The sequence below is a fragment of the Streptomyces albidus (ex Kaewkla and Franco 2022) genome (assembly GCF_013870515.1).
GTDB lineage: Bacteria > Actinomycetota > Actinomycetes > Streptomycetales > Streptomycetaceae > Streptomyces > Streptomyces albidus.
The window spans coordinates 1-22,791 of record NZ_JACBXA010000075.1; the positions used below are offsets into that span (position 1 = coordinate 1).

At 70.1% G+C, this 22,791-nt stretch carries 21 protein-coding genes and 1 pseudogene; 10 read left to right on the top strand and 12 right to left on the bottom strand.

The genetic code is table 11. The annotated features are described in order from the left end of the window. From H5J26_RS13995 to H5J26_RS14015, 5 genes are all read left to right on the top strand, one after another. Positions 1-278: DUF202 domain-containing protein (locus H5J26_RS13995; protein WP_181766165.1), on the top strand; the 278-nt coding region annotated here is incomplete at its 5' end. Between the two features lie 50 nt (positions 279-328). After that, positions 329-805 carry a gluconokinase gene (locus H5J26_RS14000; RefSeq protein WP_181766182.1) on the top strand — a complete coding sequence of 159 codons (477 nt, stop codon included), beginning with the start codon at positions 329-331 and terminating at the stop codon, positions 803-805. 88 nt (positions 806-893) lie between these two features. Further along, positions 894-1,844 carry an MBL fold metallo-hydrolase gene (locus tag H5J26_RS14005; protein WP_181766166.1) on the top strand — a complete coding sequence of 317 codons (951 nt, stop codon included), beginning with the start codon at positions 894-896 and terminating at the stop codon, positions 1,842-1,844. 237 nt (positions 1,845-2,081) lie between these two features. After that, positions 2,082-3,104, top strand: a complete 1,023-nt coding sequence (locus H5J26_RS14010) for a phosphotransferase family protein (protein WP_181766167.1) — start codon at positions 2,082-2,084, stop codon at positions 3,102-3,104. 5 nt (positions 3,105-3,109) lie between these two features. Beyond that, positions 3,110-4,324: an acyl-CoA dehydrogenase family protein gene (locus H5J26_RS14015; protein WP_181766168.1), complete on the top strand. Its 1,215-nt coding sequence runs from the start codon at positions 3,110-3,112 to the stop codon at positions 4,322-4,324. 176 nt (positions 4,325-4,500) lie between these two features. On the opposite strand, the gene H5J26_RS14020 is transcribed toward H5J26_RS14015, so the two are convergent. The 4 genes from H5J26_RS14020 to H5J26_RS14035 form a co-directional block, all read right to left on the bottom strand. Beyond that, entirely contained in the window at positions 4,501-4,974 is a 474-nt protein-coding gene (locus H5J26_RS14020) for a nuclear transport factor 2 family protein (RefSeq protein WP_309237904.1), read from the bottom strand. A 169-nt stretch (positions 4,975-5,143) separates the two neighbouring features. After that, complete coding sequence (locus H5J26_RS14025) at positions 5,144-5,614, bottom strand: pyridoxamine 5'-phosphate oxidase family protein (protein WP_181766169.1); 471 nt, start codon at positions 5,612-5,614, stop codon at positions 5,144-5,146. A 180-nt stretch (positions 5,615-5,794) separates the two neighbouring features. Further along, positions 5,795-6,271: a (2Fe-2S)-binding protein gene (locus tag H5J26_RS14030; protein WP_181766170.1), complete on the bottom strand. Its 477-nt coding sequence runs from the start codon at positions 6,269-6,271 to the stop codon at positions 5,795-5,797. Positions 6,272-6,280: 9 nt separating this feature from the next. After that, on the bottom strand, positions 6,281-8,623 hold the full coding sequence (locus H5J26_RS14035) for a molybdopterin cofactor-binding domain-containing protein (RefSeq protein WP_181766171.1): 2,343 nt from the start codon (positions 8,621-8,623) through the stop codon (positions 6,281-6,283). 405 nt (positions 8,624-9,028) lie between these two features. Between H5J26_RS14035 and H5J26_RS14040 the strand changes: the two are divergent. After that, positions 9,029-9,202: pseudogene (locus H5J26_RS14040) on the top strand (histidine phosphatase family protein); the annotation flags it as partial. 186 nt (positions 9,203-9,388) lie between these two features. Here the strand turns inward: H5J26_RS14040 and H5J26_RS14045 are convergent. From H5J26_RS14045 to H5J26_RS14065, 5 genes are all read right to left on the bottom strand, one after another. Continuing rightward, positions 9,389-10,378 carry an NADPH:quinone oxidoreductase family protein gene (locus H5J26_RS14045; RefSeq protein ID WP_181766184.1) on the bottom strand — a complete coding sequence of 330 codons (990 nt, stop codon included), beginning with the start codon at positions 10,376-10,378 and terminating at the stop codon, positions 9,389-9,391. 187 nt (positions 10,379-10,565) lie between these two features. Continuing rightward, positions 10,566-11,195 carry a TetR/AcrR family transcriptional regulator gene (locus H5J26_RS14050; protein WP_181766172.1) on the bottom strand — a complete coding sequence of 210 codons (630 nt, stop codon included), beginning with the start codon at positions 11,193-11,195 and terminating at the stop codon, positions 10,566-10,568. A 42-nt stretch (positions 11,196-11,237) separates the two neighbouring features. Next, positions 11,238-12,923, bottom strand: a complete 1,686-nt coding sequence (locus tag H5J26_RS14055) for a class I adenylate-forming enzyme family protein (RefSeq protein WP_181766173.1) — start codon at positions 12,921-12,923, stop codon at positions 11,238-11,240. Continuing rightward, on the bottom strand, positions 12,920-13,723 hold the full coding sequence (locus tag H5J26_RS14060) for an SDR family oxidoreductase (protein ID WP_181766174.1): 804 nt from the start codon (positions 13,721-13,723) through the stop codon (positions 12,920-12,922). Before H5J26_RS14060 ends, H5J26_RS14055 begins: the two co-directional genes overlap by 4 nt. 234 nt (positions 13,724-13,957) lie before the next feature. Then, positions 13,958-14,764, bottom strand: a complete 807-nt coding sequence (locus tag H5J26_RS14065) for an SAM-dependent methyltransferase (protein WP_181766175.1) — start codon at positions 14,762-14,764, stop codon at positions 13,958-13,960. A gap of 375 nt (positions 14,765-15,139) precedes the next feature. Here H5J26_RS14065 and H5J26_RS14070 point away from each other — a divergent pair, with 375 nt between their 5' ends. Further along, the gene (locus H5J26_RS14070; protein ID WP_235980691.1) at positions 15,140-15,640 is read left to right on the top strand and encodes a hypothetical protein; all 501 of its coding nucleotides are present in this window, start codon (positions 15,140-15,142) and stop codon (positions 15,638-15,640) included. Positions 15,641-15,791: 151 nt separating this feature from the next. After that, the gene (locus H5J26_RS14075) at positions 15,792-16,253 is read left to right on the top strand and encodes a MaoC family dehydratase (protein ID WP_181766176.1); all 462 of its coding nucleotides are present in this window, start codon (positions 15,792-15,794) and stop codon (positions 16,251-16,253) included. Positions 16,254-16,299: 46 nt separating this feature from the next. Here the strand turns inward: H5J26_RS14075 and H5J26_RS14080 are convergent, their stop codons facing one another. Beyond that, positions 16,300-16,956 carry a TetR/AcrR family transcriptional regulator gene (locus H5J26_RS14080; protein ID WP_181766177.1) on the bottom strand — a complete coding sequence of 219 codons (657 nt, stop codon included), beginning with the start codon at positions 16,954-16,956 and terminating at the stop codon, positions 16,300-16,302. 197 nt (positions 16,957-17,153) lie between these two features. Between H5J26_RS14080 and H5J26_RS14085 the strand changes: the two genes are divergently transcribed. Continuing rightward, on the top strand, positions 17,154-17,777 hold the full coding sequence (locus H5J26_RS14085) for a TetR/AcrR family transcriptional regulator C-terminal domain-containing protein (protein ID WP_181766178.1): 624 nt from the start codon (positions 17,154-17,156) through the stop codon (positions 17,775-17,777). 234 nt (positions 17,778-18,011) lie between these two features. Then, positions 18,012-19,835 (top strand): sulfatase, encoded by a 1,824-nt coding sequence (locus H5J26_RS14090; RefSeq protein WP_181766179.1) that lies wholly within the window; start codon positions 18,012-18,014, stop codon positions 19,833-19,835. A 111-nt stretch (positions 19,836-19,946) separates the two neighbouring features. Here H5J26_RS14090 and H5J26_RS14095 read toward each other — a convergent pair whose 3' ends face one another. Together H5J26_RS14095 and H5J26_RS14100 are read right to left on the bottom strand one after the other, a co-directional pair. Then, positions 19,947-21,044: a Zn-dependent alcohol dehydrogenase gene (locus H5J26_RS14095; protein ID WP_181766180.1), complete on the bottom strand. Its 1,098-nt coding sequence runs from the start codon at positions 21,042-21,044 to the stop codon at positions 19,947-19,949. Between the two features lie 118 nt (positions 21,045-21,162). Next, positions 21,163-22,581 carry an aldehyde dehydrogenase family protein gene (locus H5J26_RS14100; protein WP_181766181.1) on the bottom strand — a complete coding sequence of 473 codons (1,419 nt, stop codon included), beginning with the start codon at positions 22,579-22,581 and terminating at the stop codon, positions 21,163-21,165. Positions 22,582-22,791: the final 210 nt, after the last annotated feature.

The window sequence follows — 22,791 nt, forward strand, 5'->3', positions numbered from 1 at the left end:
GCACCCGGTTCGCCTGGCGGCGCACCACGCTGACCTTCGCGGTGGCCGTCGCACTGGCCGTACGGCAGGCGCTGTACGGAAACGGCGGCGTCTCCCCCGTCGATGCGGTCGCGGCGGCGGCCGGACTGCTGGCCTGGCTGCTCTTCCTGGCGGTCGCCCACCGTCGCATCGCCACCATGCGGAAGGATCGTCCGGAAGAGATGGGCTCCGGGGTGGTGCTGTCGGCAGCGCTGTGCACACTGGCGATGGTGATGGTGGGAGTGATGCTGCTGTGGTGAGCGACGAATCGGCGGGCCGGGACGCGGAACGGCGGCCGCTGGTCGTCGTGATGGGGGTCTCCGGCTCGGGCAAGTCGACGGTGGGCGAACTGCTCGCCGAACGGCTCGGCGTCCCCTACGCGGAGGCCGACGCGTTCCATCCCCCTGCGAACGTGGAGAAGATGTCGGCCGGCACACCGCTGGACGACGAGGACCGCCGTCCCTGGCTGGACGCCATCGCCGCCTGGCTCGCGGAGCACGCGTCGACGGGCGGCGGCGTGGTCAGCTGCTCGGCGCTGCGCCGCCGTTACCGCGACCGGCTGCGCGAGAGCGGGGCGCCGCTCTTCTTCCTCCATCTCGAAGGCTCGGAGGAGCTGATCGCGCAGCGACTGGCCGACCGCAAGGGCCACTTCATGCCGCGTTCGCTGCTGCGTTCGCAGTTCGCGACCCTGGAGCCCCTGGAGCCGGACGAGGACGGCGCGGCGGTGCCCGTCGGGGGCACGCCCCGAGAGGTGACGGATCAGGCGCTGACGGCTTTCACGGCGTAGCCGCGCCACCCCCGCCGGTGACACGCTTGGCGGCGGCACGGCCGGAACTGCCTTCCGGCCAAGGGGACTTGAGAGAGAGGACGACCGGATGGCGTCAGCGTCGGCAGGGGATGCGAGCAGGAGCGAGGCGCCGTCCGGGGAGCCGTACACGGAGAAGGTCGCGGAGGGAGTCCACGCCTTCGTCCAGCCGGACGGAGGCTGGTGCCTGAACAACGCGGGCTGGATCAGCGACGGGCGCACGACCGTGCTCGTGGACACCGCAGCGACCGTGCGCCGTACGGAGAGCCTGCGCGAGGCGCTCCTGGCGAGCGGGGCACCGCTGCCGTCCTCAGTGATCAGCACGCACCACCACGGCGACCACACGTACGGCAACTCCCTCTTCACGCCCGAGGCCACCGTGACCGGGCATGCGGAATGCCGCCGCGAGACGCTTGAGGCAGGGCGCCAACTGCACTTGGTCTGGCCGGACGTCGACTTCGGCGAGGTCGAGATCAGCGCACCGACACGCACGTACCACGACGAACTGACGCTGTACGCGGGCGAGATCGAGGTGCGGCTGCTGCACCCCGGCGTCGCGCACACCACCGGCGACACCGTCGTGTGGCTGCCGGAGCAGCGCGTCGTCTTCACCGGTGACATCGTCTTCCACGGCGGCACGCCCTTCGTCCCGAACGGCTCGCTGAGCGGATCGCTGGAAGCGCTGGACCTGCTGCGCGGACTCGGCGCGCGCACCGTGGTGCCCGGGCACGGTCCGATCGCGGGCCCGGAGGTCTTCGACGTCGTCGAACGCTATCTGCGCCACGTCGAGGAACTGGCGCGGCAGGCCCATGCGGGCGGCCGTACCCCGCTGGAAGCGGCACGTGAGGCGGACCTGGGCGAGTTCGCGGAACTCGCCGAGAGCGAGCGGCTGGTGGCGAACGTGCACCGTGCCTACGCGGAGCTGGACGGACGTCCTCCCGGCGATCCGCTCGACATCCTCTCCGTGTGGGCAGACATGGAGCAGATGAACGGCGGCAGGCCGGTCGCGTGCCACGCCTGAGTCCGTCCGGATACGGGAAGGACGGAACGAACGGAGTACGGCGGAAAGGGTTCCGGCGTGGGTCTCGTCACATGCGGGGCCTCAGAGGCGGTCGGCCGGCGAACACCCCTAGACGCCATACCGACTAGTCGGCATGATCGGGACCGTCGTCGTTCCGCCCACCCGTCCGACCCGGCACGGCGTCCAGGTTCGTCCGGTCGACGGCCGTCCACCGTCCACGCAGAGGAGCGCGCACGCATGAGCAAGGAGAATCCGCCCGGGCTCGACCTCGGGCGGCTCGCGGGGCATCTGGACCGGGAGCGCCCGGGCCTGGTCCGGGGGCCGCTGCGGGCCGAGGTGATCCAGGGCGGCCGGTCGAATCTGACGTACAGAGTGACCGACGGCGAGAGCCGGTGGGTGGTGCGCCGGCCGCCGCTGGGGCACGTGCTGGCCACCGCCCACGACATGTCGCGCGAGTACCGGGTCATCACGGCCCTGCGCGGAACCGACGTGCCCGTGCCCGGCACGCTCCTCCTGTGCGAGGACCCGGACGTGATCGGGGCGCCGTTCTACGTGATGGAGCAGGTGGAGGGCACGCCCTACCGCACCGCCGACGAGCTGGCCGCCCTGGGCCCGGAGCGCACCCGGGCGCTGGCGCTCGCGCTGTCGGACACGCTCGTCGCGCTGCACTCCGTCGATCCGGACAACGTGGGCCTGGGCGACTTCGGACGGCCGGAGGGCTTTCTGGAGCGGCAGTTGCGCCGCTGGGGCAAGCAACTGGAGGCCTCCCGCAGCCGGGAGCTCGCGGGAATCGACGAACTGCACGACTCGCTCGGGCGGCAGCTGCCGCAGTCGCCCGAACCCACCGTCGTGCACGGCGACTTCCGCCTGGACAACGTGCTGGCGAGCTCGGACGACCGCATCGCGGCGGTGCTCGACTGGGAGATGTCCACGCTCGGCGATCCGCTGACCGACCTCGGCCTTCTGGTGATGTACAGCGAGCGGCTCGACATCCCCGACGCGCCGATCAGCACGACGGCGGAGGCCCCCGGTCACCCGTCGTCCGACGAGCTCGTCGAGCGCTACGCGACCGCCTCGGGACGGGACGTCTCCCGCATCAACTGGTACACGGCGTTCGCCTGGTTCAAGCTCGCGGTGATCCTGGAGGGCATCCACTACCGCTACACGCTCGGCCAGACGGTCGGCCCTGGCTTCGACCGGATCGGCGACCTCGTCCCGGTCTTCATCGACAACGGACTCACCACGCTGCGGAAGGGATGAGGTCAGTGGACTTCGCATTCGACGCCCGTACGGAGGAACTGCGCAGGCAGCTCCTGTCCTTCATGGACGAGCACGTCTACCCGGCGGAGAAGGTGGCCGACGAACAGCGCGCCGAGCTGGACTCGCCCTGGCACACTCCGCCGGTGATCGAGGAGTTGAAGAAGACGGCGCGCAAGCACGGGCTGTGGAACCTCTTCCTGCCCGACCGCACCTACGGTGCCGGGCTGACCAACCTCCAGTACGCACCCCTCGCCGAGATCCTCGGCCGCAGCCCGCGCCTGGCACCGACCGCCTTGAACTGCGCCGCTCCCGACACCGGGAACATGGAGGTGCTGACCGAGTTCGGCAACCCCGAGCAGCGCAGGAAGTGGCTGGAGCCGCTGCTCAACGGCGAGATCCGCTCCGGGTTCGCCATGACAGAGCCGGACGTGGCATCGTCGGACGCCACGAACATCGAGACGCGCATCCGGCGGGACGGCGACGAGTACGTCATCACCGGACGCAAGTGGTTCATCTCCGGTGCCATGAACCCCGACTGCAAGATCTTCATCGTGATGGGGAAGACCGACCCGGACGCACCGGACAGCCGCCGGCAGCAGTCGATGGTGCTGGTGCCCCGCGACACCCCCGGGCTCGAAGTGCGCCGCGCCATGCAGGTCTACGGCTACGAGGACCACTACCACGGCGGGCACGCCGAGATGGTCTTCGACGGCGCGAGGGTGCCCGCCGCCAACCTCATCGGCGAGGAGGGCGGCGGCTTCGCCATCGCCCAGGCCAGGCTCGGCCCGGGCCGCATCCACCACTGCATGCGGCTGATCGGCATGGCGGAACGCGCCATCGAGCTGATGTGCCGCCGGGCGCAGCAGCGTTCGGCGTTCGGCCGGCCCCTGGCCGAGCAGGGCGTGGTGCGCGAGTGGATCGCGGACGCCCGGGTGCAGGTCGAGCAGTTGCGGCTGCTGGTCCTCAAGACGGCCTGGCTGATGGACAACGTGGGCAACAAGGGCGCGCACACCGAGATCCAGGCCATCAAGATCGCCACTCCGCGGGCGGTCGTGGACATCCTCGACAGCGCGGTGCAGTTGCACGGCGCCGGCGGCGTCAGCCAGGACTTCCCGCTGGCGGAGCTGTGGGCCGCGGCCCGTACGCTCCGGCTCGCGGACGGCCCCGACGAGGTGCACCAACGCTCGCTGGCGCGGCGGGAGTTGAAGAAGTACGCATAGCTGGTTGCGGGGCTCGGGGACCACCTCCCCGTAGAACCCGTAGCGAGGCGAGGCGCTGGTCCGTCCCGGGCATCTCTGCCGGGGCCGGGGCGGCGCCTCGCTGTGCTGTGCTGTGCGGCCCGATGCAGGGCAGCAGGCGGTGCCTCAACGGGCGGGCGCCAGGGCCGCGTTCGAGCTCACGAGCTGTCAGGCCCGGCCTCGAACGCCTGCGCCACGGCGAGGCTGTCCTCGTAGATGTGGTACCGGGTGACGAGACCTTCCTCGACCGTGAGGTGCAGTGCGAACCGCGCACGGTAGGCACGTCGCGTACTCCGAGCGGTCTGGCGGATCTCCCCCAGCACGACCGCTTCCGTGCCGTCGATGAGAACGCGCTCGACCACGGTCGCGGCCTCGTCGGGCAGGTGGTGCGCCGCGAGTTCGCGGAAGAGGGAGGCGAGGTCGGCCCGGGTGGCCCGGTGCCGGATCCACGGAGTGGCGCTCCGGCCGTGCTCGGCCTCCGGCCAGTCCAGCTTCCAGTCGACCTGCTCGCCGAACAACTCGGCGATGCGCTCGGCGTCGCCCTCGCCGATGCGGTGCAGCAGGTCCTCCACCACGGCGCGCGTGGTCGCCGGTACGGATACAGCGGGTGCGGACACGGCAGGTACGGACACGGCAGACTCCCCGTTCTCCACTCCGCGCCGCCCTGACGCGGAGAACTCGGATTCTGCTGGGTCCGGCGGACCAGGCGATTACCTCGGGGGTAAATCCGAGGCGGCGGGCCCTCGTTGCCGCCCCGCGGCCGAGCCCGAGATCAAGCGCCTCAAGGGCAGCGGCCACGCTCTAGAGCAGCCACTTCCCGTCGCGCATCAAGGTCCGTCCGGCCATCTCGGCGACCGTTCCCCACGCCTGCACGACATGCGGGACGACCTGGAAGAAGACGTACGAGGGGTGGTCCTCACGCGGGTCCCAGCCGTCCTTGGCGGCGAAGGCGTCCCCCACCTCGGCCGGAAGCTCCTCGCGGGACAGCATGCGCGCGGTGCCGTGGGCAAGGACCACGTCCCGGGTGTGGCCGAAGGAGAGTCGGACCTGCCCCGAGGCACACAGGTTGCGTCCGGTCGGGTTGGTGTCGCGGGTGGCGAGCCAGACCGCCTCGCCGTCCCACCAGAAGGCCAGCGGAACGAGGCACGGCTCGCCGGTCGCGTCGGCCGTCGCGACCCATACGTCCTTGTCCCGTACGAGCCGTTCCATCGCCTCGCGCTTGCGCTGCTCCGGGCTGCGGGGTCCGTCGGTCTGAGAGTCAACTGCCGTCATGCGCAGAGGCTATGGGGTGAAACACCCGGACACATCCGGCAGCGGCACTAGGTCGCAAGGCGGAAGCCCCCCTCGTGCTGAGGGCTCGTGCTGAGCGCACTCGGACGGGCTCAAGACCGCATCGGCGAGCGCCCCGGGCGGCACCCGAAGCACTCCCGTCGCCGTCACCGGCCCGCCGGCTCACATCTCCCGGGCCGCCGCCGTGATGGCCTCGCGGATGCGGTTGTACGTACCGCACCGGCAGATGTTGCGGATCTCGTCGAAGTCGGCGTCCCCGATCTCGCGGCCCTCGGCCCTGGCCTTCTCGACCTTCGCGACGGCCGTCATGATCTGCCCGGGCTGGCAGTAGCCGCACTGCGCCACGTCACGTTCGAGCCACGCCTCCTGCATCGGGTGCAGCTCCTTGCCGACCGAGTCGGCCAGGCCCTCGATCGTGGTGACCTCATCCCCGGCAGCGAGTTCGCCGACGGGCACCGAACAGGGGTTGAACGCCTTGCCGTTGATGTGGCTGGTGCACGCCTTGCAGACCTCGATGCCGCACCCGTACTTGGGCCCGGTGACACCGAGGAGGTCGCGCAGCACCCACAGGAGCCGCACGTCGTCCTCTGCCTCGACCGTGACCTGCTCGCCGTTGAGAGTGAAGGTGTGTGTGGGCACGGATGGCTCCTAGAAGGCGTGGTCCAGGCCGTCGGTCGGTGACTGGGGGATCGGGGGGATCGTGGGCAGCGGCTCGAAACCGAGGTCGCCCGAGTGGTTGATGGGGAACTCCGTCGGCATCGTTCCTGTCGCACGTCCGTACGCGCAGGCGACGGCTGCCATCGCCGCGGGCACGCCGAGTTCACCCGCGCCGCCGGGCTTCCCCGTCGTGGGCGGCATCACGATGATCTCCAGCTCGGGCGGCGTGTTCCACTGGCGCGTGTAGAAGTAGTTGTCCCAGCTGCCTTCGAGGAAGTGGCCGTCCTTCAGATGGAGGCTGGAGGTGAGCGCCAGGGCGATGCCGTCCATGATGCCGCCCATCATCTGGGCCTCCAGGCCCCGGGGATTGACGGCGAGGCCGACGTCCACGGCGCACACGACCTTGGTGACCCTCGGCCCGGTGAAGCCTTCACTGACCTCCCTGTCCTTCGCCGAGGGGCGGCAGTCGATCTCCGCCAGGGCGGCGACCACACCGTGGTACTCGGGATGCAGAGCGATGCCCTGAGCGGTGCCCTCCGGCATCTTCCGCCCCCACTCGCCGGCCTCCGCGACCCTCTTCAGCACGGCCTGCGCCCGGTCGCCCTTGATGAACTCGCGGCGGAAGCTGTAGGGGTCCTTCTTCATCGCCTTCGCCAGCCGGTCGACGATGAGCTCCTGCGCGCACCTGACGTTGGGCGAGTAGATGTTGCGCATGCTGCCGGTGTTGAAGCCCCGGTCGACCTCGTTCAGCAGCTGCGTCGTGACGCCGAAGTTGTAGGGCGACTGCTGGGTGAGCGTGAAGATCGTCTCGGAGAAGGTCAGGTCGCCGACGGGCAGCTTCGCCGCCATGGACGTGATGATCTCCCCGAGTCCGTGGCCGAAGTCGGTGCCCACGCTCGTGTGCCGCTGCTCGTACGTGAGGACGTTGCCCAGCGTGTAGCTCGCACGGACCCGCGACGTCGACATGGGGTGGGTCCGGCCCTGGCGGAACTCGTCGGTGCGGTGCCACATCAACTTGACGGGCTTGCCCATCTTCTGGGATGCCTCGGCTGCTTCGAGTGCCGCGTCGGAGAAGAGCTTCCGCCCGAACGAGCCCCCGCCCTCGACCACATGCACCTTCACGGCGCCTTGCGGCAGACCCAGCTTCGCGGCGATGGTCTGCTGGGCCGCGATCGGGGACTTCAGCCCTCCCCAGATCTCGGCGCGGCCCGAACGGACGTCGGCCACCGCGCAGTTGGGCTCCAGCGCGGAGTTGCTGGCGAACCAGAAGGTGAAGTCGCCTTCCACGGTCTTCGTGAGCGGCCCCAACTTCGGTACGGCCAGCGGGATCTCGGCCTTCCTCAGCTCTTCCAGCACATCCTGGTCGGACTTGCCGTCCTCCGTTCCGGGGCCCCAGTCCACGTCCAAGGCGCGGACCGCGTCGACGCACTGCCCGAAGGTGGCTCCCCGCACGGCGACACCGGTGGAGATGACCTCGACGTCGGTGATGCCCGGCATGGCCTTCACGGCGGCCTTGTTCCGTACGGACTCGACCTTGCCGTTGATCGTCGGCGGCCTGCACACCATCGTGGGCTTCGCACCCGGCACGTCGAGGTCCATCGCGAACTTCTTGCGGCCGGTGACGATCTCCCGTGCGTCGATGCGGGTGCGCGGCGTACCGATGACCTTGAACTCCGAGCGCCCCTTGAGCTCCACGGAGACCTGCTTGGTGGACACGCTGGCGGCCTTCTTCGCCAGCGAACCGTAGGTGGCGCGATTCCCGCCCGAGGAGAGGATGACGCCCGCGCGACTGGTCAACTCCGAGACCAGCTCCCCGAACTCGGCGGCGGCCGCCTCCAGCAGCCGCCCCTTGGCTATCGCCGCCGCGACCCGGATCGGCGTGAACGTGGAGATGGTGGTGTTCGAGCCGCCGGTGAGCTGGTTGAACAGCAGCTCCGGGCGGGCGTCGGACAGCGTGACGTGCACCTTCTCCAGCGGCAGGTCCATCTCCTCGGCGACGATCATCGCGCTGGAAGTGGTGATGCCCTGGCCGACTTCGGCGCGCGGGAGATCGAAGGACACCGTCCCGTCGGGATGCACCTTGACGGCGATGAGGTTCGCCGTGGGCTTCGCGGCATGGGTCAGCATGTCGTTGAGGTCGTACAGCTCCACCGGCTGCGTCGGCGTGGGCACCGCCGCATGTGCCTGCTGCGGGTTGACGGCCGAACCACCCAGCTCCGCGGCCGCCACGAGGGTCGGGGCGGCGATGAGATATCCGAGGAAGCGGCGGCGGTCGGTGCCGCTCTCCCCCTCCACGGAATCCGGCCGGTCCGGCGAGGCGCGATGAGTGGCCATGGGAGATCCTCTCGACGGACCTGGACGGATGAACCGCAGGCGCGACCGTTCGACGCGCACCCTCACATGGCCCGGTCCCGCACATGGACCCGTACATGGCCGGGTCCCGCGCATGCGGCTCCGCGGGCTCACACAGGCCACGGCCGCCCGGGCGGCCACATCAGGTGCGCAGTCATGATGCGCAGGTCACTGCCCGGGGCACACCGCTCGCGATGTGCATGTTTTGTGATCGTCGGAGCTGAAAGGGGACAAACGCACACGACCCGCGTACCGGCGGTAAGTTCACCGGCGCGACGACATGGGCGGACACGACCCCGGTCGGTTCAACAGGAACGGGCGGGCCCGCCCAACTCGGTTCGGAGGAGTACGGGAAACCTGTTGTACGGGCGGGCACGGGAACCTCAGCCCGCCCTCGACGCTCCGAAGTGGCGCTGGATCGGCCTCAACCACGCCAACGCCGCGCTGACAGTCATCCGGTACACGCCCGGAAAGCCGGCCGCCCTGCTCGTCCACAACGACATGGGGCACCTCCCGGCGGAGCTCCGCTGGACCGGCTTCCCGCGCGAGGACCGGATGTGAGGCCCGCACTCACCTCACGCGCGCCGAGCGGCCACGCTGCTTCGGAACACCGGTCCCGTACAGGGACCGTGCTGAACTCCGAGGACCTGGGCGGGCGTTGACGAACTCCCGCCCGAACCCCCGGATCGACGGGTACCGCCGTGGCGACCGTCTGACGCCCGCCGGCCGCAGCGAACTCCCCGCTCCTCAGGGCTCGATGACGACGCGGCCCGTGGTGATCCCGTCGAAGACCCGCTGGACCGCGTCCGAACCGTCCTTCAGCGCCACGCGCTCGCTGACCAGCGGCTTGACGGAGCCGTCCGCGGCGAGGCGGGTGAGCTCCTCGTGGCAGGCCTCGACCGCCGCCGGATCCTTGCTGTTGTAGAGGCCCCAATGGAGCCCGAGGATCGTGTAGTTCTTGATGAGGGCGTGGTTGAGGCCCGGTGTGGGCACCGCTCCGCTGGCGAAGCCGACGATGACGATGCGTCCCTCGAAGGCGATGCACTTGACGGACTTGGCGTAGGCGTCGCCGCCGACCGGGTCGTAGACCACATCGGCGCCGCGCCCGCCGGTGGCCTCCTTCACGGCCGCCACGATGTCGTCCTCGCGCCGGTCGACGACCACGTCGCAGCCCAACTCGCGTGCCACGTCGGCCTTCGCCGAACCGCCGACCACGCCGATGACCCGCGCACCGGCGGCCTTGCCGAGCTGCACGGCCGCGCTGCCCACACCTCCCGCGGCCGCGTGCACGAGCAGCGTCTCGCCGGGCTTGATGTGGGCCCTGCGGTGCAGCCCGAACCAACCGGTCTGGTACCCGATGTGAAGTGCGGCGGCCTCGGCGTCGTCCAGCGCCTCGGGTGCGCTGCGGGCGTTCGCCGCGCTGACGACGGTGCGCTCCGCGAATCCGCCTGCGGGCAGCGACGGCTGAGCGATGACGCGGGAGCCGACCCCGGGCGCGTCCTTTCCGGCGCCCTCCCCCACTGCCAGCACCTCACCGCACAGTTCCACGCCGGGCGTGAAGGGGAAGGGCGGCTTGGCCTGGTACTCGCCGCGGCACAGGAGCGCATCGGGGAAGTTGACGTTCGCGGCGCGCACCTGCACCAGCAGTTCGCCCGGGCCGGGTTCGGGGTCGGGGATGTCCTCCAGCCGCATCACGTCACGCGGTTCCCCGTTCGTGTGGACGCGCCATGCCTTCACCGGTACTACCTCCGGAAGTCGGGGTTGTCGTCGCTCTTCTTCGTCGCTCGTCTTGTCGAGGCCCAGGTGCACGCGCATACCCAGGAGCAGGGAGGTGCATGGCATACCGGCGCCGGAGCTTGCGTCACAGTGCGGCTCCGCGGTGAGCCCCAGCCCTTCGGCCCTCGCGGACCTAGGGCCTGTCCGCCTAGGGCCGCAGCGCCCTCAGCAGCAGGTCCGCCAGATGGTCGGCGACCTGCTGCGGCGTGAGCCGCCCGTCGGGCCTGTACCAGCTGCTCAGGTGGTGGACGGATCCGAAGTGGTAGTCCACCACCAGGTCCGGCGGCGTCGCCGCGTTGAAGACGCCGGTCCGCTGGCCCTCCTGGACCAGGTCCCGGAACCTCTCGTGGTAGAGACGGCGCTCGGCCCGGACCTGCTTCTGCTTCTCGGGGCTGAGCTGGTGCATGGAGCGGAAGAAGATCCGCGCGTCGTCGAGGTTGTCGATCGTGGTGACGACGACGTCGGCCGCGGCACGGCGCAGACGCTGCTCCACGGGCTGCTCGGCGTCCGCGTAGGCGTCGAGTCTGTCCTGCTGGAGGCGCAGGAGCCGCCCGTAGATCTCGTGCAGGAGATCGTCCTTGGAGCCGAAGTAGTGGTAGAGCGCTCCCTTGGTCACTCCGGCTGCCTCGACTATCTCCTGCACGGAGGTCCGGTCGTATCCGCGTTCGGAGAAGAGGCGGGTGGCGGCGGCCATGAGCCGCTGCGGGACCGGAACCGCCCCGCCCGCACCGGCTTTCTCCTTCGCGCCGCCACCTGGTGTGGTCTTCGGCGTGGCCATGCACCTCACCTGCCTTTCTTCCGTGCGCCCGTTCACCGCGATCTACGCGCTGACGCCGCCGCTCGCATTGCCGCTGTCACCGCGGGAACGCAGTTCCCGTCGGAGGATCTTCCCACTGGTGGTCTTGGGCAGGTCCGCCAGGATCTCGATCTCACGTGGGTACTTGTACGCCGCCAGCCGGTCCTTGCAGTGGCCGACGAGCTCCTCCGGCACGGCCTGGACGTCCGGGCGGAGACTGACGTACGCCTTCACGGACTCGCCGCGGTAGGCGTCCGCCACACCGACGACCGCCGCCTCCCGCACCGCGGGATGGCTGTAGAGGACATCTTCCACCTCCCGCGGCCAGACCTTGAAGCCGGATGCGTTGATCATGTCCTTCTTGCGGTCGACGACGTAGAGCCAGCCGTCGGTGTCCATGAAGCCGATGTCGCCTGTGCGCAGTTCACCGTCCGGAATGGCCGCCGCGGACTCTTCGGGACGGCGCCAGTAACCGGGGATCACCTGAGGCCCCCGCACCGCTATCTCGCCTTGCTCGCCGAGCGGCACCGGCCTGCCCTCGTCGTCCAGGATGCGCACCACCGTGTCCGGGCCGGGCACGCCGACGGCAAGCGTGCCTGACGCGGCGTCTACGGGCGCTCGGCGCCCCGGGGGCACGGACGCGCAGGGAGCGGTGCACTCGGTCAGCCCGTACCCGTTGCGCAGATACGGGCCGAAGGCCGCTCCCAGCTTGTCCACCAGGGCCGGTGGCACCGGCGCACCGCCGGAAGCGAGGATCTCGAACGACGAGAAGTGGTCCGGCGTGGCCTCCGGGCGGGCCGCCAGAGCCATGTAGGCGGTGGACGGTCCGACAGTGAAGGCGGGCCGGTGCTCCAGGAAGGCATCCAGGACGACGCCCGCCTCGAACCGGTAGGCGAGCGCGAGGGTGCCGGCGCCCGCGATGGAGGACGCCAGTTCGCAGACCATGCCGGTGATGTGGAAGAGCGGCGCGAGCACGAAGATGCAGGAGCCGTCCGGCAGTTGCGACCCGGTGTGCTGCCGCTCGGCGTTGTAGGTGATGTTCGCGTGGGTGTTCATGGCGCCCTTGGGGGTGCCGCTCGTACCCGAGGTGTAGCTGATCAACGCCGTGTCGCCGCCGCTCAGTTCACGGCCCTCGGGTGCGCTCGCGCCGGTGCGGGCGACGGTGAGGAGATCGTCTGCGTCGTCGGCGGGCGCGGATCGTTCGAAGTCGAGGACGCGCTTGTCGTCGCGTGACTGCAGGTCGAGTTCGCAGGCGGTCAGCGCGATGCGCACAGGGGACGCGGCAGCCGTCTCCCGCAGGTACTTCTCCCAGGCGCGGTCGGCGCACACGAGCGCCGTCACCTCGGCGTCGGCGAGTACGTGCGCCACCTCGCCCGCCTTGTACATGGGGTTGACCGGCACGACGACCGCTCCGGCCTTCCACGCACCCAGCAGGGCGAGCACGAAGTGCGGGCTGTTCTGCAGCATCAGCGCCAGCCGGTCGCCGCGCTCCAGACCGCGTCCGGCGAGGTGTGTGGCGATTCCGTCGGAGAGGGCGTCGGCCTCCGCGTAGGTGAGCCGCCCGTCGAAGTAGGCCAGGGCCACGCGGTCCGGGACGGTGCGCACAGCTTCGCGAAAGGCGTGCACCATCGTCTCCGGCGGATTCACGGGCCCGCGCTGGACCTCGTTGAGCTGCTTCAGCCAGGGCTTGTCCTCGTACGTGACCGTCAACGTGCCGCTCCCTCTCCCCGCTCCTGCGACCCCGCCTGCTCCAGCAGCGCCTCCAGCTTGCGCTGCATCTTGTTCATGCCTGCCAGCCAGTGATCGGGGTCGCCGGCGCGTGCCGTGTAGTAGCCGGCCGTCTCGGGGTGCGGCAGTACGAGGAAGCGCCGCTTCTCCATCGCGTCGAAGAGGGCGTCGGCGACGGCCTCGGGCTCGATTGCGGACTCGGCGAGGACGAGGTCGCCGGCGGGCCCGGTGCTGTCGAGCATGTCGGTGCGCACGCCCTGCGGGCACACCGCGTGCACGTCGATCCCGCGGTGACGGTAGGTCACCGACAGCCACTCCGCGAAGGCGAGTGCGGCGTGCTTGGTCACGCTGTAGGGAGCGGAGCCGAGCATCGTGAGGATCCCCGCGGCGGAGACGGTTGCGACGAACCGGCCGCTGCCCTGCTCCAGCCAGTGGGGCACGAGCTCACGTGCGGCCCGTACGTGAGCCATCACGTTGACGTCCCAGGCGCTCTCCCACAGCTCCTCCGTCGCCTCCGGGCCGCCGTGCGGCGCGACCCCGGCGTTGGCGCAGAAGGTGTCGATGGTGCCGCCGAGCGCCTCGCGGGCCGCGGGCACGACGGCCGACGCGTCGCCCGGCACGGCGATGCCGCCGATCTCCTTCGCGACGGCCTCGGCCTTGGCGGCGTTCAGGTCGTTGATGACGACCCTGGCGCCTTCCGCGGCGAATCGCCTCGCGAGGGCGGCACCGATCCCCCCTCCTCCGCCGGTGACGACCACGCCCGTGTCGCGCAAAGACTCCATTCCCGCAACTCCCCTTCGCTGGCTTCGCATCGGCGATCTCCCCGCTCCGGCAGACTAACCAGTCGGTATGTCGCGGGGGAAGGGGATGCCGGACTCCCGTACGCGCAGGGATTCACGCGCCCCCGCCCCGACCAGCACGTTCATGTCGTCGCGCGAACAGATCACACCGTCAGGTGCCGCCCAGGCCGCCTTCGCCGCCGATTTTCGGATTCGGGCGCCGCGTACGGGCGAGGGTCAGGTCTTGCGACCGACGCCGCCGTACGTCGTCACCGGGGTGACCGGGAAGGGAGTGCGGTCCGGCCGCCACTGCGTGACCGGCACCAGCCCCGGTTCCAGCAGTTCGAGACCGTCGAAGAAGTGCCCCAACTCCTCGGGATTGCGGAGGTGGTAGGGGACGGCGCCGCTCTTGTTGTACGTCGCGTGGGCCGCCTGCCGGGCCGCGCTGATGTCGGTGCCGTCGCTGAGCGTCAGATGGCTTCCCGGCGGAAGGGCGTCGAGCAGGGTGCGCACGAGCGACTGCGCGAGGCCGTCATCGGGGACGTGCCCCATGATGCCGAGCATCATCAGGCCCACGGGCTTGTCGAAGTCCAGCGTCTCGGCGGCTCGTCGGAGGATGACGCCGGGCTCGTGCACGTCGGCGTCGACGAAGTCGGTCGCCCCCTCCGGGGTGGAGGTCAGCAGCGCCTTCGCGTGCACGAGGACGAGGGGATCGTTGTCCACGTAGACGATGCGGGAGTCGGGCGCGACTCGCTGCGCGATCTCATGCGTGTTCTCGACGGTGGGCAGCCCCGTGCCGACGTCGAGGAACTGGCGGATGCCGACGGGGCCGGCGAGATGACGGACGGCGCGGGCGAGAAAGCGCCGGGAGCCGCGAGCGGCGTCGACGATCCCGGGGAAGACCTTGGCGAACTCGTCGCCGGCCTCGTGGTCGACGGGGTAGTTGTCCTTCCCGCCCAGCCAGTAGTTCCAGATCCGGGCGGAATGCGGCACCGTGGAGTCGATCTTCCCGAGCAGGTCCGGATCGGGCTTCTCGTCCGCCATCGTCGTCATCTCCCGTATCGGCCGCGGCACTCGCCGCCCCCACCCTATGGCTGCGGGCGGGCGCGGGAGGTTCCGGACGACGGAGGGCGGGTACGCGTGCGCCCCGACTCACGCCGTCACACCCGTCGTTGCGAAGTCTTCACGTCTTCACGACTGATGAGAGATCTGTGAGAAGTCATGAGAGCCCCGTGAGAATCCGATTCGGCAGGGCGTGCGCGACGCATCGCCGGGTAGTTCACCCAATCCGGAAGGACGCCGCCGGCGGACGACCCGGACGACTTCAACGAACTGAACTTCGCAACGGGGGGATCCGATTGCGCGGCGGTTACGTCCCATCGCTGACGAGTCGGGTCCACTCCGTCGGAGGTGGGATGAATGGCCGGTTTCAGAGCCCTCGCAGAGCAGGTTCGCGACCCCTACAGGGCACCGTCCCAGCGCCGCCAGGCGCTGCGGAAGTGCCTTGAGCGCTTCGCCCCGTACGGGCACCGTGCGACATGGCAACATCTGTGCGCCCGCGCCGGATTCAGGCCGGACGACCGTGAACCCGATCCGGCGCTGCTGATCGTGGCCCTCGAAGAACTCGAGGAGGCCCGGACGGTGTGGCTCGCGTACGAGTCAGAGGTCGCCTCACGGCGCAGAGCCGAGAAACGCCACGGGATCAGACAGCCGGCGCAGCATGACGAATGGCACCGCCTGACGTGGGGCGGCAGGTCACTCCTCCCGTGTGACCCCAACACACCGCCCACACCTCGGCTCGCGGAAGTGCTGCGCCGAATGATCACTGCCATGGACAAGGACGTCGGAACCGACGTCATCCGGCTCGCCGGACGGGGCCTGCGCCCCGGATTCGGGTCGATGGCCGCCTCGCGGGGCTGACCTCCGACACCGCACCCCTCTACTTCACCCCCACCGGCCCGGCCCTTCGCCGGTTCCTCCCGACTGGCGTTGACAGGCGTCACACCGCCCGAGCATGCTGAGCGAGCGCTTAGCACGCGGCGGCGCGAGACGTTTGCGGGAGGTTGTACGGATGGCGGAGCCCAGGGTCTTCACATCGACGGACGAACTGGTGGCCTCGGTCGGCCAGGAACTGGGCGTCAGCGACTGGCTGGAGATCGACCAGAAGCGCATCGATCTTTTCGCCGACGCGACCGGCGACCACCAGTGGATTCACGTCGACCCTGCCCGTGCGAAGGACGGCCCCTTCGGCACGACCATCGCGCACGGCTACCTCACCCTCTCCCTGCTCCCCGACCTCGTACCGCAGATCATGCGCGTCGAGGGCGTTCGCATGGGCGTCAACTACGGCGCCAACAAGGTCCGCTTCCCCGCACCGGTGCCCGTCGGCTCGCGTCTGCGTGCCCGCGCCGAACTCGTCGACGTCAGTGAGACGGGCGGCGGCGTCCAGGTCACGGCAAAGGTGACGGTCGAGCGGGAGGGCGGCGACAAGCCCGTGTGCGTCGCGGAGACCGTCAGCCGCTACTACTGGTGAACCTGTCCCGGTGCCCGCGGCTGCGGGCACCGGCTCTCCTCCGGCCTCAGGCGACGGCCTGTGACGTCACCATGCGCTGGACGAGGTCGGCGTAGAGAGTGCCGATCTCGTCAGGGGTCCTGCGGCCCTTGGGGCTGTACCAGCGGGCGACGTCGATGCAGAGGGACATCACGGCCAGCGTCGTGCCGCGGATGTCCGCGACCTCGAACTCACCCGAGGCGTCGCCGCTCTCCAGCACGCCGCGCAGGATCTCCTCACTGCGCCGCCGCAGCTCGACGATCTCCTCGTAGTGCTCCTCGCCGAGCGCGGCCAGTTCGTACTGCACGACACGGGCGGTGGTGTGGTGCTCGGCGTGCCAGCGGACGAAGTGCCGCACAGCGCGGGCCAGCCGGTCCGCATCGGTGCCGCCGCCGTCCGCGGCCTCGGCCAGCACGCTCACCGAACGCTCGTGACCGACCTTGCTGATCTGGAAGAGCAGCTCTTCCTTGGTCTTGTAGTGGATGTAGAGCGCGGCCGGACTCATGCCCGCACGGCCCGCGATGTCGCGCGTCGTGGTGGCGTGGAACCCGCGCTCCGCGAAGGCCTCCACCGCGCCGAGCAGCAGCCGACGCGCGGCGTCGGGGGTGACGCCCTCGAAGGACTCGTCGGCGCTCGCCCGGACATCCTCGTCGGCCTTCGCCGGGGATCCCGTCTCCGATGCCATCGCGCTCGCCCTTCCCTTCGACCGGGCGAACACCATACAACGGGGCTGAGCAGTTGCTTAGGTCCCCGGTACGGCCTTGGGCGCACGGCATCCGCTTCGAGGACGTACACGCACAACCCGCCCCGCATCCGTCAGGTCGCGGGAGAAGTCGATTAGCGGCGCTAGTTTCCCTGCGGCACCGTTCTACTATTCAGCCCATGGCCCGACCGACCAAGCCCCTGCTCAACCGCGACCGGATCGTCGCATCCGCGCTGGCACTCGTGGACGGGGAGGGTCTCCAGGCGGTCTCCACGCGTCGTCTCGCCGCCGAGCTCGGCGTGAGCGGGCCGTCCCTCTACAACCACTTCCGCAACAAGGACGAGATCCTCGACGCGGTGGCGGACACCGTCTGCGCGCAGGTCGACGTGTCGATGTTCTCGGACGGCACCGAGTGGCGCCAGGCGCTCGTGGACTGGGGCCGCTCCTATCGCGCGGCCCTCTCCGCCCATCCGAACATCGTCCCGTTCCTCGCCCAGGGACCGGGCCGGCGCCCGAGCCAGCTGGCCATCGCGGACGCCGTGTTCGGCGGAATGACCAAGGCGGGATGGCCGAAGGCCCAGGCGACCCACATCGGCGCCCTCATGCGCTACTTCGTGGCCGGCTCCGCACTCGGCTCGTTCGCCCGGGGGTTCATCGACGACGCTGCGCTGTACGAGCGTGACTATCCGCACCTCGATCAGGCGCACCTCCTGGCCGAGCACCAGCAGCGGGTCGACGACGGCGCATTCGAGACCGGACTGCACGCCCTGGTCGACGGTCTGGCGGCCCGCTACCCGGGCTGACCGGGCACGATCTGCGTCAAGACTTTCTCACTGAACTGCCAAACCACGGGCAAGGGACCCTCCTAAAAGCCTGAACAAGCGAACCCGTGCACATCGCCGTCGTACGCTTCCCGCGCGGAAAGCCCCGGTGATCGAACCGGTGCCGCCGCAGGCCGAAACAGTTACAGGCGGCCCCGACCTCCCGAGCCTGGTCCGCCATGCCCCCAGCGGGCTACGCACGGAAGGACCGTCGGTTTGCCGCTCTTCACGAGCTCCCGTCAGCTGCCGAAACAGAAGAAGGCACCCGCGGAGGAGGACCTGGCCGGGGACGGCACGGTCGCAGGTCAGGACGACGCCGTCCGTGAAAGGACCACCGAGGGCGAGAACGCCGACGCCGACAGGGGCAGGTCCGCGAAGGGGTCCGGCTGGCGGCAGAGGCACCCCCGCGCCGCGCGAGTGGTGACCCGCGGGACCAGCGTGCTGGCCGCCCTGCTCGTCTTGACCGCTCTCGTACTGCCGAACGCCGTCTCACGGCTGACTCCCAGCGCGTTCACGCGCATACCCGTGGAGGCGATACTCGGCGCGGGCATCCTGCTCGCTCTGAAGGCCCGCGTCCGCAAGGTGACGGCGATCATCGGCGGCGTGTGCCTGGGCCTGGTCACCGTCCTGAAGTTCCTCGACATGGGCTTCTACCAGTTCCTGGCCCGGCCCTTCGACATAGTGCTCGACTGGGTCCTCTTCGACGACCTCCAGTCCTTCCTCGAGGACTCGCTCGGCCAAGCCGGTGCCGTCGCCGCATCGGTCGGGGTCCTGCTCCTCGTCGTCGCCCTGGTCGTCCTCACGACGCTCGCCGTCGTCAGGCTGAGCGACATCATGGTCCGCCACAACGCCGTCGCGGTACGTTCCGTCCTGGCGCTCGGGACCGTCTGGATCCTTCTGACGGCCTTCGGGGCGCAGGTGGACGACGTGCAGGTCGCCTCCCGTAGCACCACCAGGCTGGTCCACAACCGCACCCATCAGGTGAGTGACGGCCTTCAGGACGGCAGGGCGTTCGCCAAGCAGTCCGCCGTCGACAAGTTCAGCGACACCCCCAAGGACGAGCTGCTGACGGGGCTTCGGGGCAAGAACGTCCTCTTCACCTTCATCGAGAGCTACGGACGCAGCGCCGTCCAGGACCCGCGCATGGCGCCGCACGTCGCCAAGGTCCTGAAGGACTCCACCAGCCGCCTGGACAAGGCGGGCTACGCCTCCCGGAGCGGCTATCTCACCTCCCCCATCTCGGGCGCGGGAAGCTGGCTGGCCCACTCCACCTTCAACTCGGGCCTGTGGATCGACAACCAGCAGCGCTACCGCACCCTCACCTCCAGCGACCGCTTCACCCTCACCGGCGCCTTCCGCCGCACCGAGGCCTGGCGGACGGTGGGCATCATGCCGGGCGTCACCAAGTCCTGGCCGGAGGGGAAGTTCTACGGCCTCGACCACGTCTACGACTCACGGGAACTGGGCTACAAGGGGCCGAAGTTCAGCTGGTCCCCCGTACCCGACCAGTTCAGCCTGGCCGCCTTCGAGCGTCTGGAGCACAGCAAGAAGAACCACAAGCCGCTGATGGCGGAGATCATCCTGGCCTCCAGCCACAACCCCTGGGCGCCGCTGCCCAGGATGCTGCCTTGGAACCAGGTCGGTGACGGCTCGATCTACCACTCCATCAAGAAGCAGGGCAAGCGCCCCACGCAGGTGTGGAGGGACCCCGACCAGGTCCGCAACGAGTACCGCCGCGCTGTGGAGTACTCGATGCAGAGCCTCACGGCCTACCTGGAGAAGTGGGGCGACGACGACACCGTGGTCGTCGTGCTCGGCGACCACCAGCCCGTCCCCGTCGTCACCGGGAACAACGCCAGCCGGGACGTGCCGATCTCGATCATCGCCCGCGACAAGAAGGTGATGGACCGGATGTCCGGCTGGGAGTGGAAGGACGGTCTCAACCCCGGCCCGGAGGCCCCGGTGTGGCGGATGGACACCTTCCGGGACCGCTTCATGACCACCTACGGACCGCAGTCCGAGTCGTCGTCCAAGAAGTGATCAGGCTCCGGGGCGTGCCCGCGAGGTAGCGACGTCCGCCGTCACTTTGCGGGCACGTCCTGGGGGGTGTAGGCAAAGTAGCGTCGTCCGCCTTCACTTCGCGGACACCCCCTAGGCGTCCCGGTCGTCGAGCACCACCAGCGCGCGGCCGCCGCGTCCCGCCAGCATGGCGTCGAACGCGGCCGGGATGTCCTCCAGCCCGATCCGCTCGGTGACCAGGGCGCCCAGGTCCAGCCGCCCCGCCCGTACGTGCTCGGCCAGCACGGGCAGATCACGGGCGGGGTCGCAGTTCCCGTAGACGCAGCCGGTGAGGGTGCGCGCGAAGTGGAAGATCTCCAGGGCGGAGAGCTGGACCTGCTGCTCCTTGCCGCCGATCCCGACGACGGTCGTACGGCCGCCGCGCCGCGTGGAGTTCCAGGCCGTGCGGATGGTCTCGCCGCGGCCGACGCACTCGATCGCGACGTCGGCGCCGAAGCCGCCGGTGAGCTTGCGGATCTCCTTCGCGGTCGTCTCCGAGGCGATGAGGTATTCGGTGGCGCCTGCCTCCCGCGCCAGCTCCTCCTTCTCCGGGGAGACGTCGACGGCGACGACAGGTCCTGCCCCGGCCAGCCTCGCCGACTGGAGCGTCGCCAGACCGACTCCGCCCACGCCGAAGACCGCCACCGACTCGCCCTTACGCACGCGCGCACTGTGGTGCACCGCGCCGTATCCGGTCAGGGCGGCGCAGCCCAGAAGTGCCGCGTCGGTGAGCGGCACGCCTTCGGGGAGCGGCAGCACGGCCCGCGCCGACACGACGGTCTCCTCGGCGAAGACGGCCGAGCTGAGCCCGGGATAGAGGTCCTCGCCGCCCTTCGTACGGGCGTAGGGAACGGTGGTCGCGTCGTTGGCGTTCATGCACAGCCAAGGCTCGGAGAGGACGCCGCAGAAGTGGCATTCGCCGCACGAGGGCGCCCAGTTGACGACGACACGGTCACCCGGCGCGTGCCCTGACACGCCCTCGCCGACGGAGACGATCGTGCCGGCGCCCTCGTGGCCGAGAACGGCGGGCACGGGCTGGCGCAGCGTGCCGTTGGAGAGCGAGAGGTCGGAGTGGCAGACGCCGGCGGCGGCGAGACGGATCCGCACCTGCCCCGGGCCGGGCTCGGGGAGATCGATCTCGGTGACCTCTAGCGGGGCTCCGACGGCGGACAGTACAGCGGCGCGGACCATGCGGGTGCTCCTGGCGTGGGAGAAGGGACGGCGTTGACGGGTGTCCGGAAGGGGCGGCGGGGCTGCTGCCGCCTGCGGTCCCGTGCCGGGGCACCGGCACCGCAGGCGGACAACTCGTTCAGAACTGCAGCGACTTGGTCTGCAGGTACTCGCCGAGCCCGTGCCGGCCCAGCTCCCTGCCGATGCCGGACTGCTTGTAACCCCCGAACGGGGCAAGGGGGTTGAAGCGTCCGCCGTTGATGTCGACCTGGCCGGTGTCCAGACGGCGGGCGAAGGCGACGGCCTCCTCCTCGTCCTCGGACCAGACGGCGCCGGCGAGTCCGTAGACGGTGCCGTTGGCGATGCGGACGGCGTCCTCGACGTCCTCGTACTTGAGGATGGACAGGACCGGCCCGAAGATCTCCTCCTGGGCGATGGTCATCTCCGGGGTCACGCCGGCGAAGACGGTGGGCTGCACGTAGCACCCCTGCTCGTGGCCCTCGGGTGCGTCGGGGCCGCCCGCCACCAGCGTCGCGCCGTCCTTGACGCCCTGGCTGATGTAGCCGGTGACGCGCTCGCGCTGCTTGGCGTTGACGACAGGGCCGATCCGGGTGCCCTCGTCCTTCGGGTCGCCCGGCACGTACTTCGCCACGGAGGCGGCCGCGAGCTGAACGGCCTCGTCGTAGTGGTCGGCGTGGACGAGCATGCGGGTCCAAGCACTGCACGTCTGACCGGAGTTGGACATCACGTTGGCCACGCCGACCTTCACGGCCTTGGTCAGATTCGCGCCCGGCAGGATGACGTTGGCGGACTTGCCACCCAGCTCCAGCGCGAAGCGCTTGACCGCGGCGCCCGCGGCGGCGCCGATCTGCCGGCCGACGGCGGTCGAGCCCGTGAAGGAGACGAGGTCGACCCCGTCCTGCACGGCCAATGCCTGCCCGGCCACCGTGCCCACGCCCGTGACGAGGTTGAACACCCCTGCGGGCAGGCCCGCTTCGTGCACGGCTTCAGCGAAGAGCTGGGCCACCAGCGGGGTGTCCTCCGCGGGCTTGAGCACGACCGTGCAGCCCGCGGCGAGGGCGGGCGCGACCTTCGCGACGATCTGGTGCAGCGGGTAGTTCCAGGGCGTGATCGCGCCGACGACTCCCACCGGCTCGTGGAAGACGCGGGAGTTGCCGACCTCCTCCTCGAAGGGGTAGTCGGCCGCAAGCTTCGCGTAGCTCGCGCAGACCGCGATGGGCACGCTCGCGTGCACCGCGTGCGAGAAGGCCAGCGGGGAGCCCAGTTCAGCGGTGACGGTCTCGGCGATCTCGTCTCTGCGGGCCTCCAGGGCGTCACGCAACGCGCCCAGCCGCGCCGCACGCTCGGCGGGCGGAGTCGCGGCCCAGCCGGGGAACGCCGCACGGGCTGCCCGTACAGCTGCGGCCACGTCCTGCTCGCCGCCCGCCGGTACGGTGGCGATGACCGTGCCGTCGGCCGGGTTGCGGACCTCGATCTTCTCCGGCCCGGCTGCGGGCCGCCATTCGCCGTCGATGTACATACCGTCGTGTGCCTGCATGGACCCAAACTAGCGCCGCTAGTTTGGGGTGTCAGTACGGCATCACGTGCCATGGATCACTCAGCCGGTACCGACGCCGGCTCCCCTGTCGGTCCCGGTTCCGGCTTCGCGCGCGCCGGCGGTGCCGCTGTCGTCCGCACCGCTGCTGTCCGCATTGCTGTCGTCATCACCGCTGTCGTCCGTGCTGTGCGGCGTGGCCTGAGCACCCGA

Coding starts and splice junctions, on each gene's coding strand:
- H5J26_RS14095 (WP_181766180.1), bottom strand. CDS start 21,044: ATGGTCCGCGCCGCTGTACTGTCCGCCGTCGGAGCCCCGCTAGAGGTC.
- H5J26_RS14010 (WP_181766167.1), top strand. CDS start 2,082: ATGAGCAAGGAGAATCCGCCCGGGCTCGACCTCGGGCGGCTCGCGGGG.
- H5J26_RS14060 (WP_181766174.1), bottom strand. CDS start 13,723: ATGGAGTCTTTGCGCGACACGGGCGTGGTCGTCACCGGCGGAGGAGGG.
- H5J26_RS14075 (WP_181766176.1), top strand. CDS start 15,792: ATGGCGGAGCCCAGGGTCTTCACATCGACGGACGAACTGGTGGCCTCG.
- H5J26_RS14050 (WP_181766172.1), bottom strand. CDS start 11,195: ATGGCCACGCCGAAGACCACACCAGGTGGCGGCGCGAAGGAGAAAGCC.
- H5J26_RS14070 (WP_235980691.1), top strand. CDS start 15,140: ATGGCCGGTTTCAGAGCCCTCGCAGAGCAGGTTCGCGACCCCTACAGG.
- H5J26_RS14100 (WP_181766181.1), bottom strand. CDS start 22,581: ATGCAGGCACACGACGGTATGTACATCGACGGCGAATGGCGGCCCGCA.
- H5J26_RS14035 (WP_181766171.1), bottom strand. CDS start 8,623: ATGGCCACTCATCGCGCCTCGCCGGACCGGCCGGATTCCGTGGAGGGG.
- H5J26_RS14000 (WP_181766182.1), top strand. CDS start 329: ATGGGGGTCTCCGGCTCGGGCAAGTCGACGGTGGGCGAACTGCTCGCC.
- H5J26_RS14025 (WP_181766169.1), bottom strand. CDS start 5,614: ATGACGGCAGTTGACTCTCAGACCGACGGACCCCGCAGCCCGGAGCAG.
- H5J26_RS14080 (WP_181766177.1), bottom strand. CDS start 16,956: ATGGCATCGGAGACGGGATCCCCGGCGAAGGCCGACGAGGATGTCCGG.
- H5J26_RS14005 (WP_181766166.1), top strand. CDS start 894: ATGGCGTCAGCGTCGGCAGGGGATGCGAGCAGGAGCGAGGCGCCGTCC.
- H5J26_RS14085 (WP_181766178.1), top strand. CDS start 17,154: ATGGCCCGACCGACCAAGCCCCTGCTCAACCGCGACCGGATCGTCGCA.
- H5J26_RS14065 (WP_181766175.1), bottom strand. CDS start 14,764: ATGGCGGACGAGAAGCCCGATCCGGACCTGCTCGGGAAGATCGACTCC.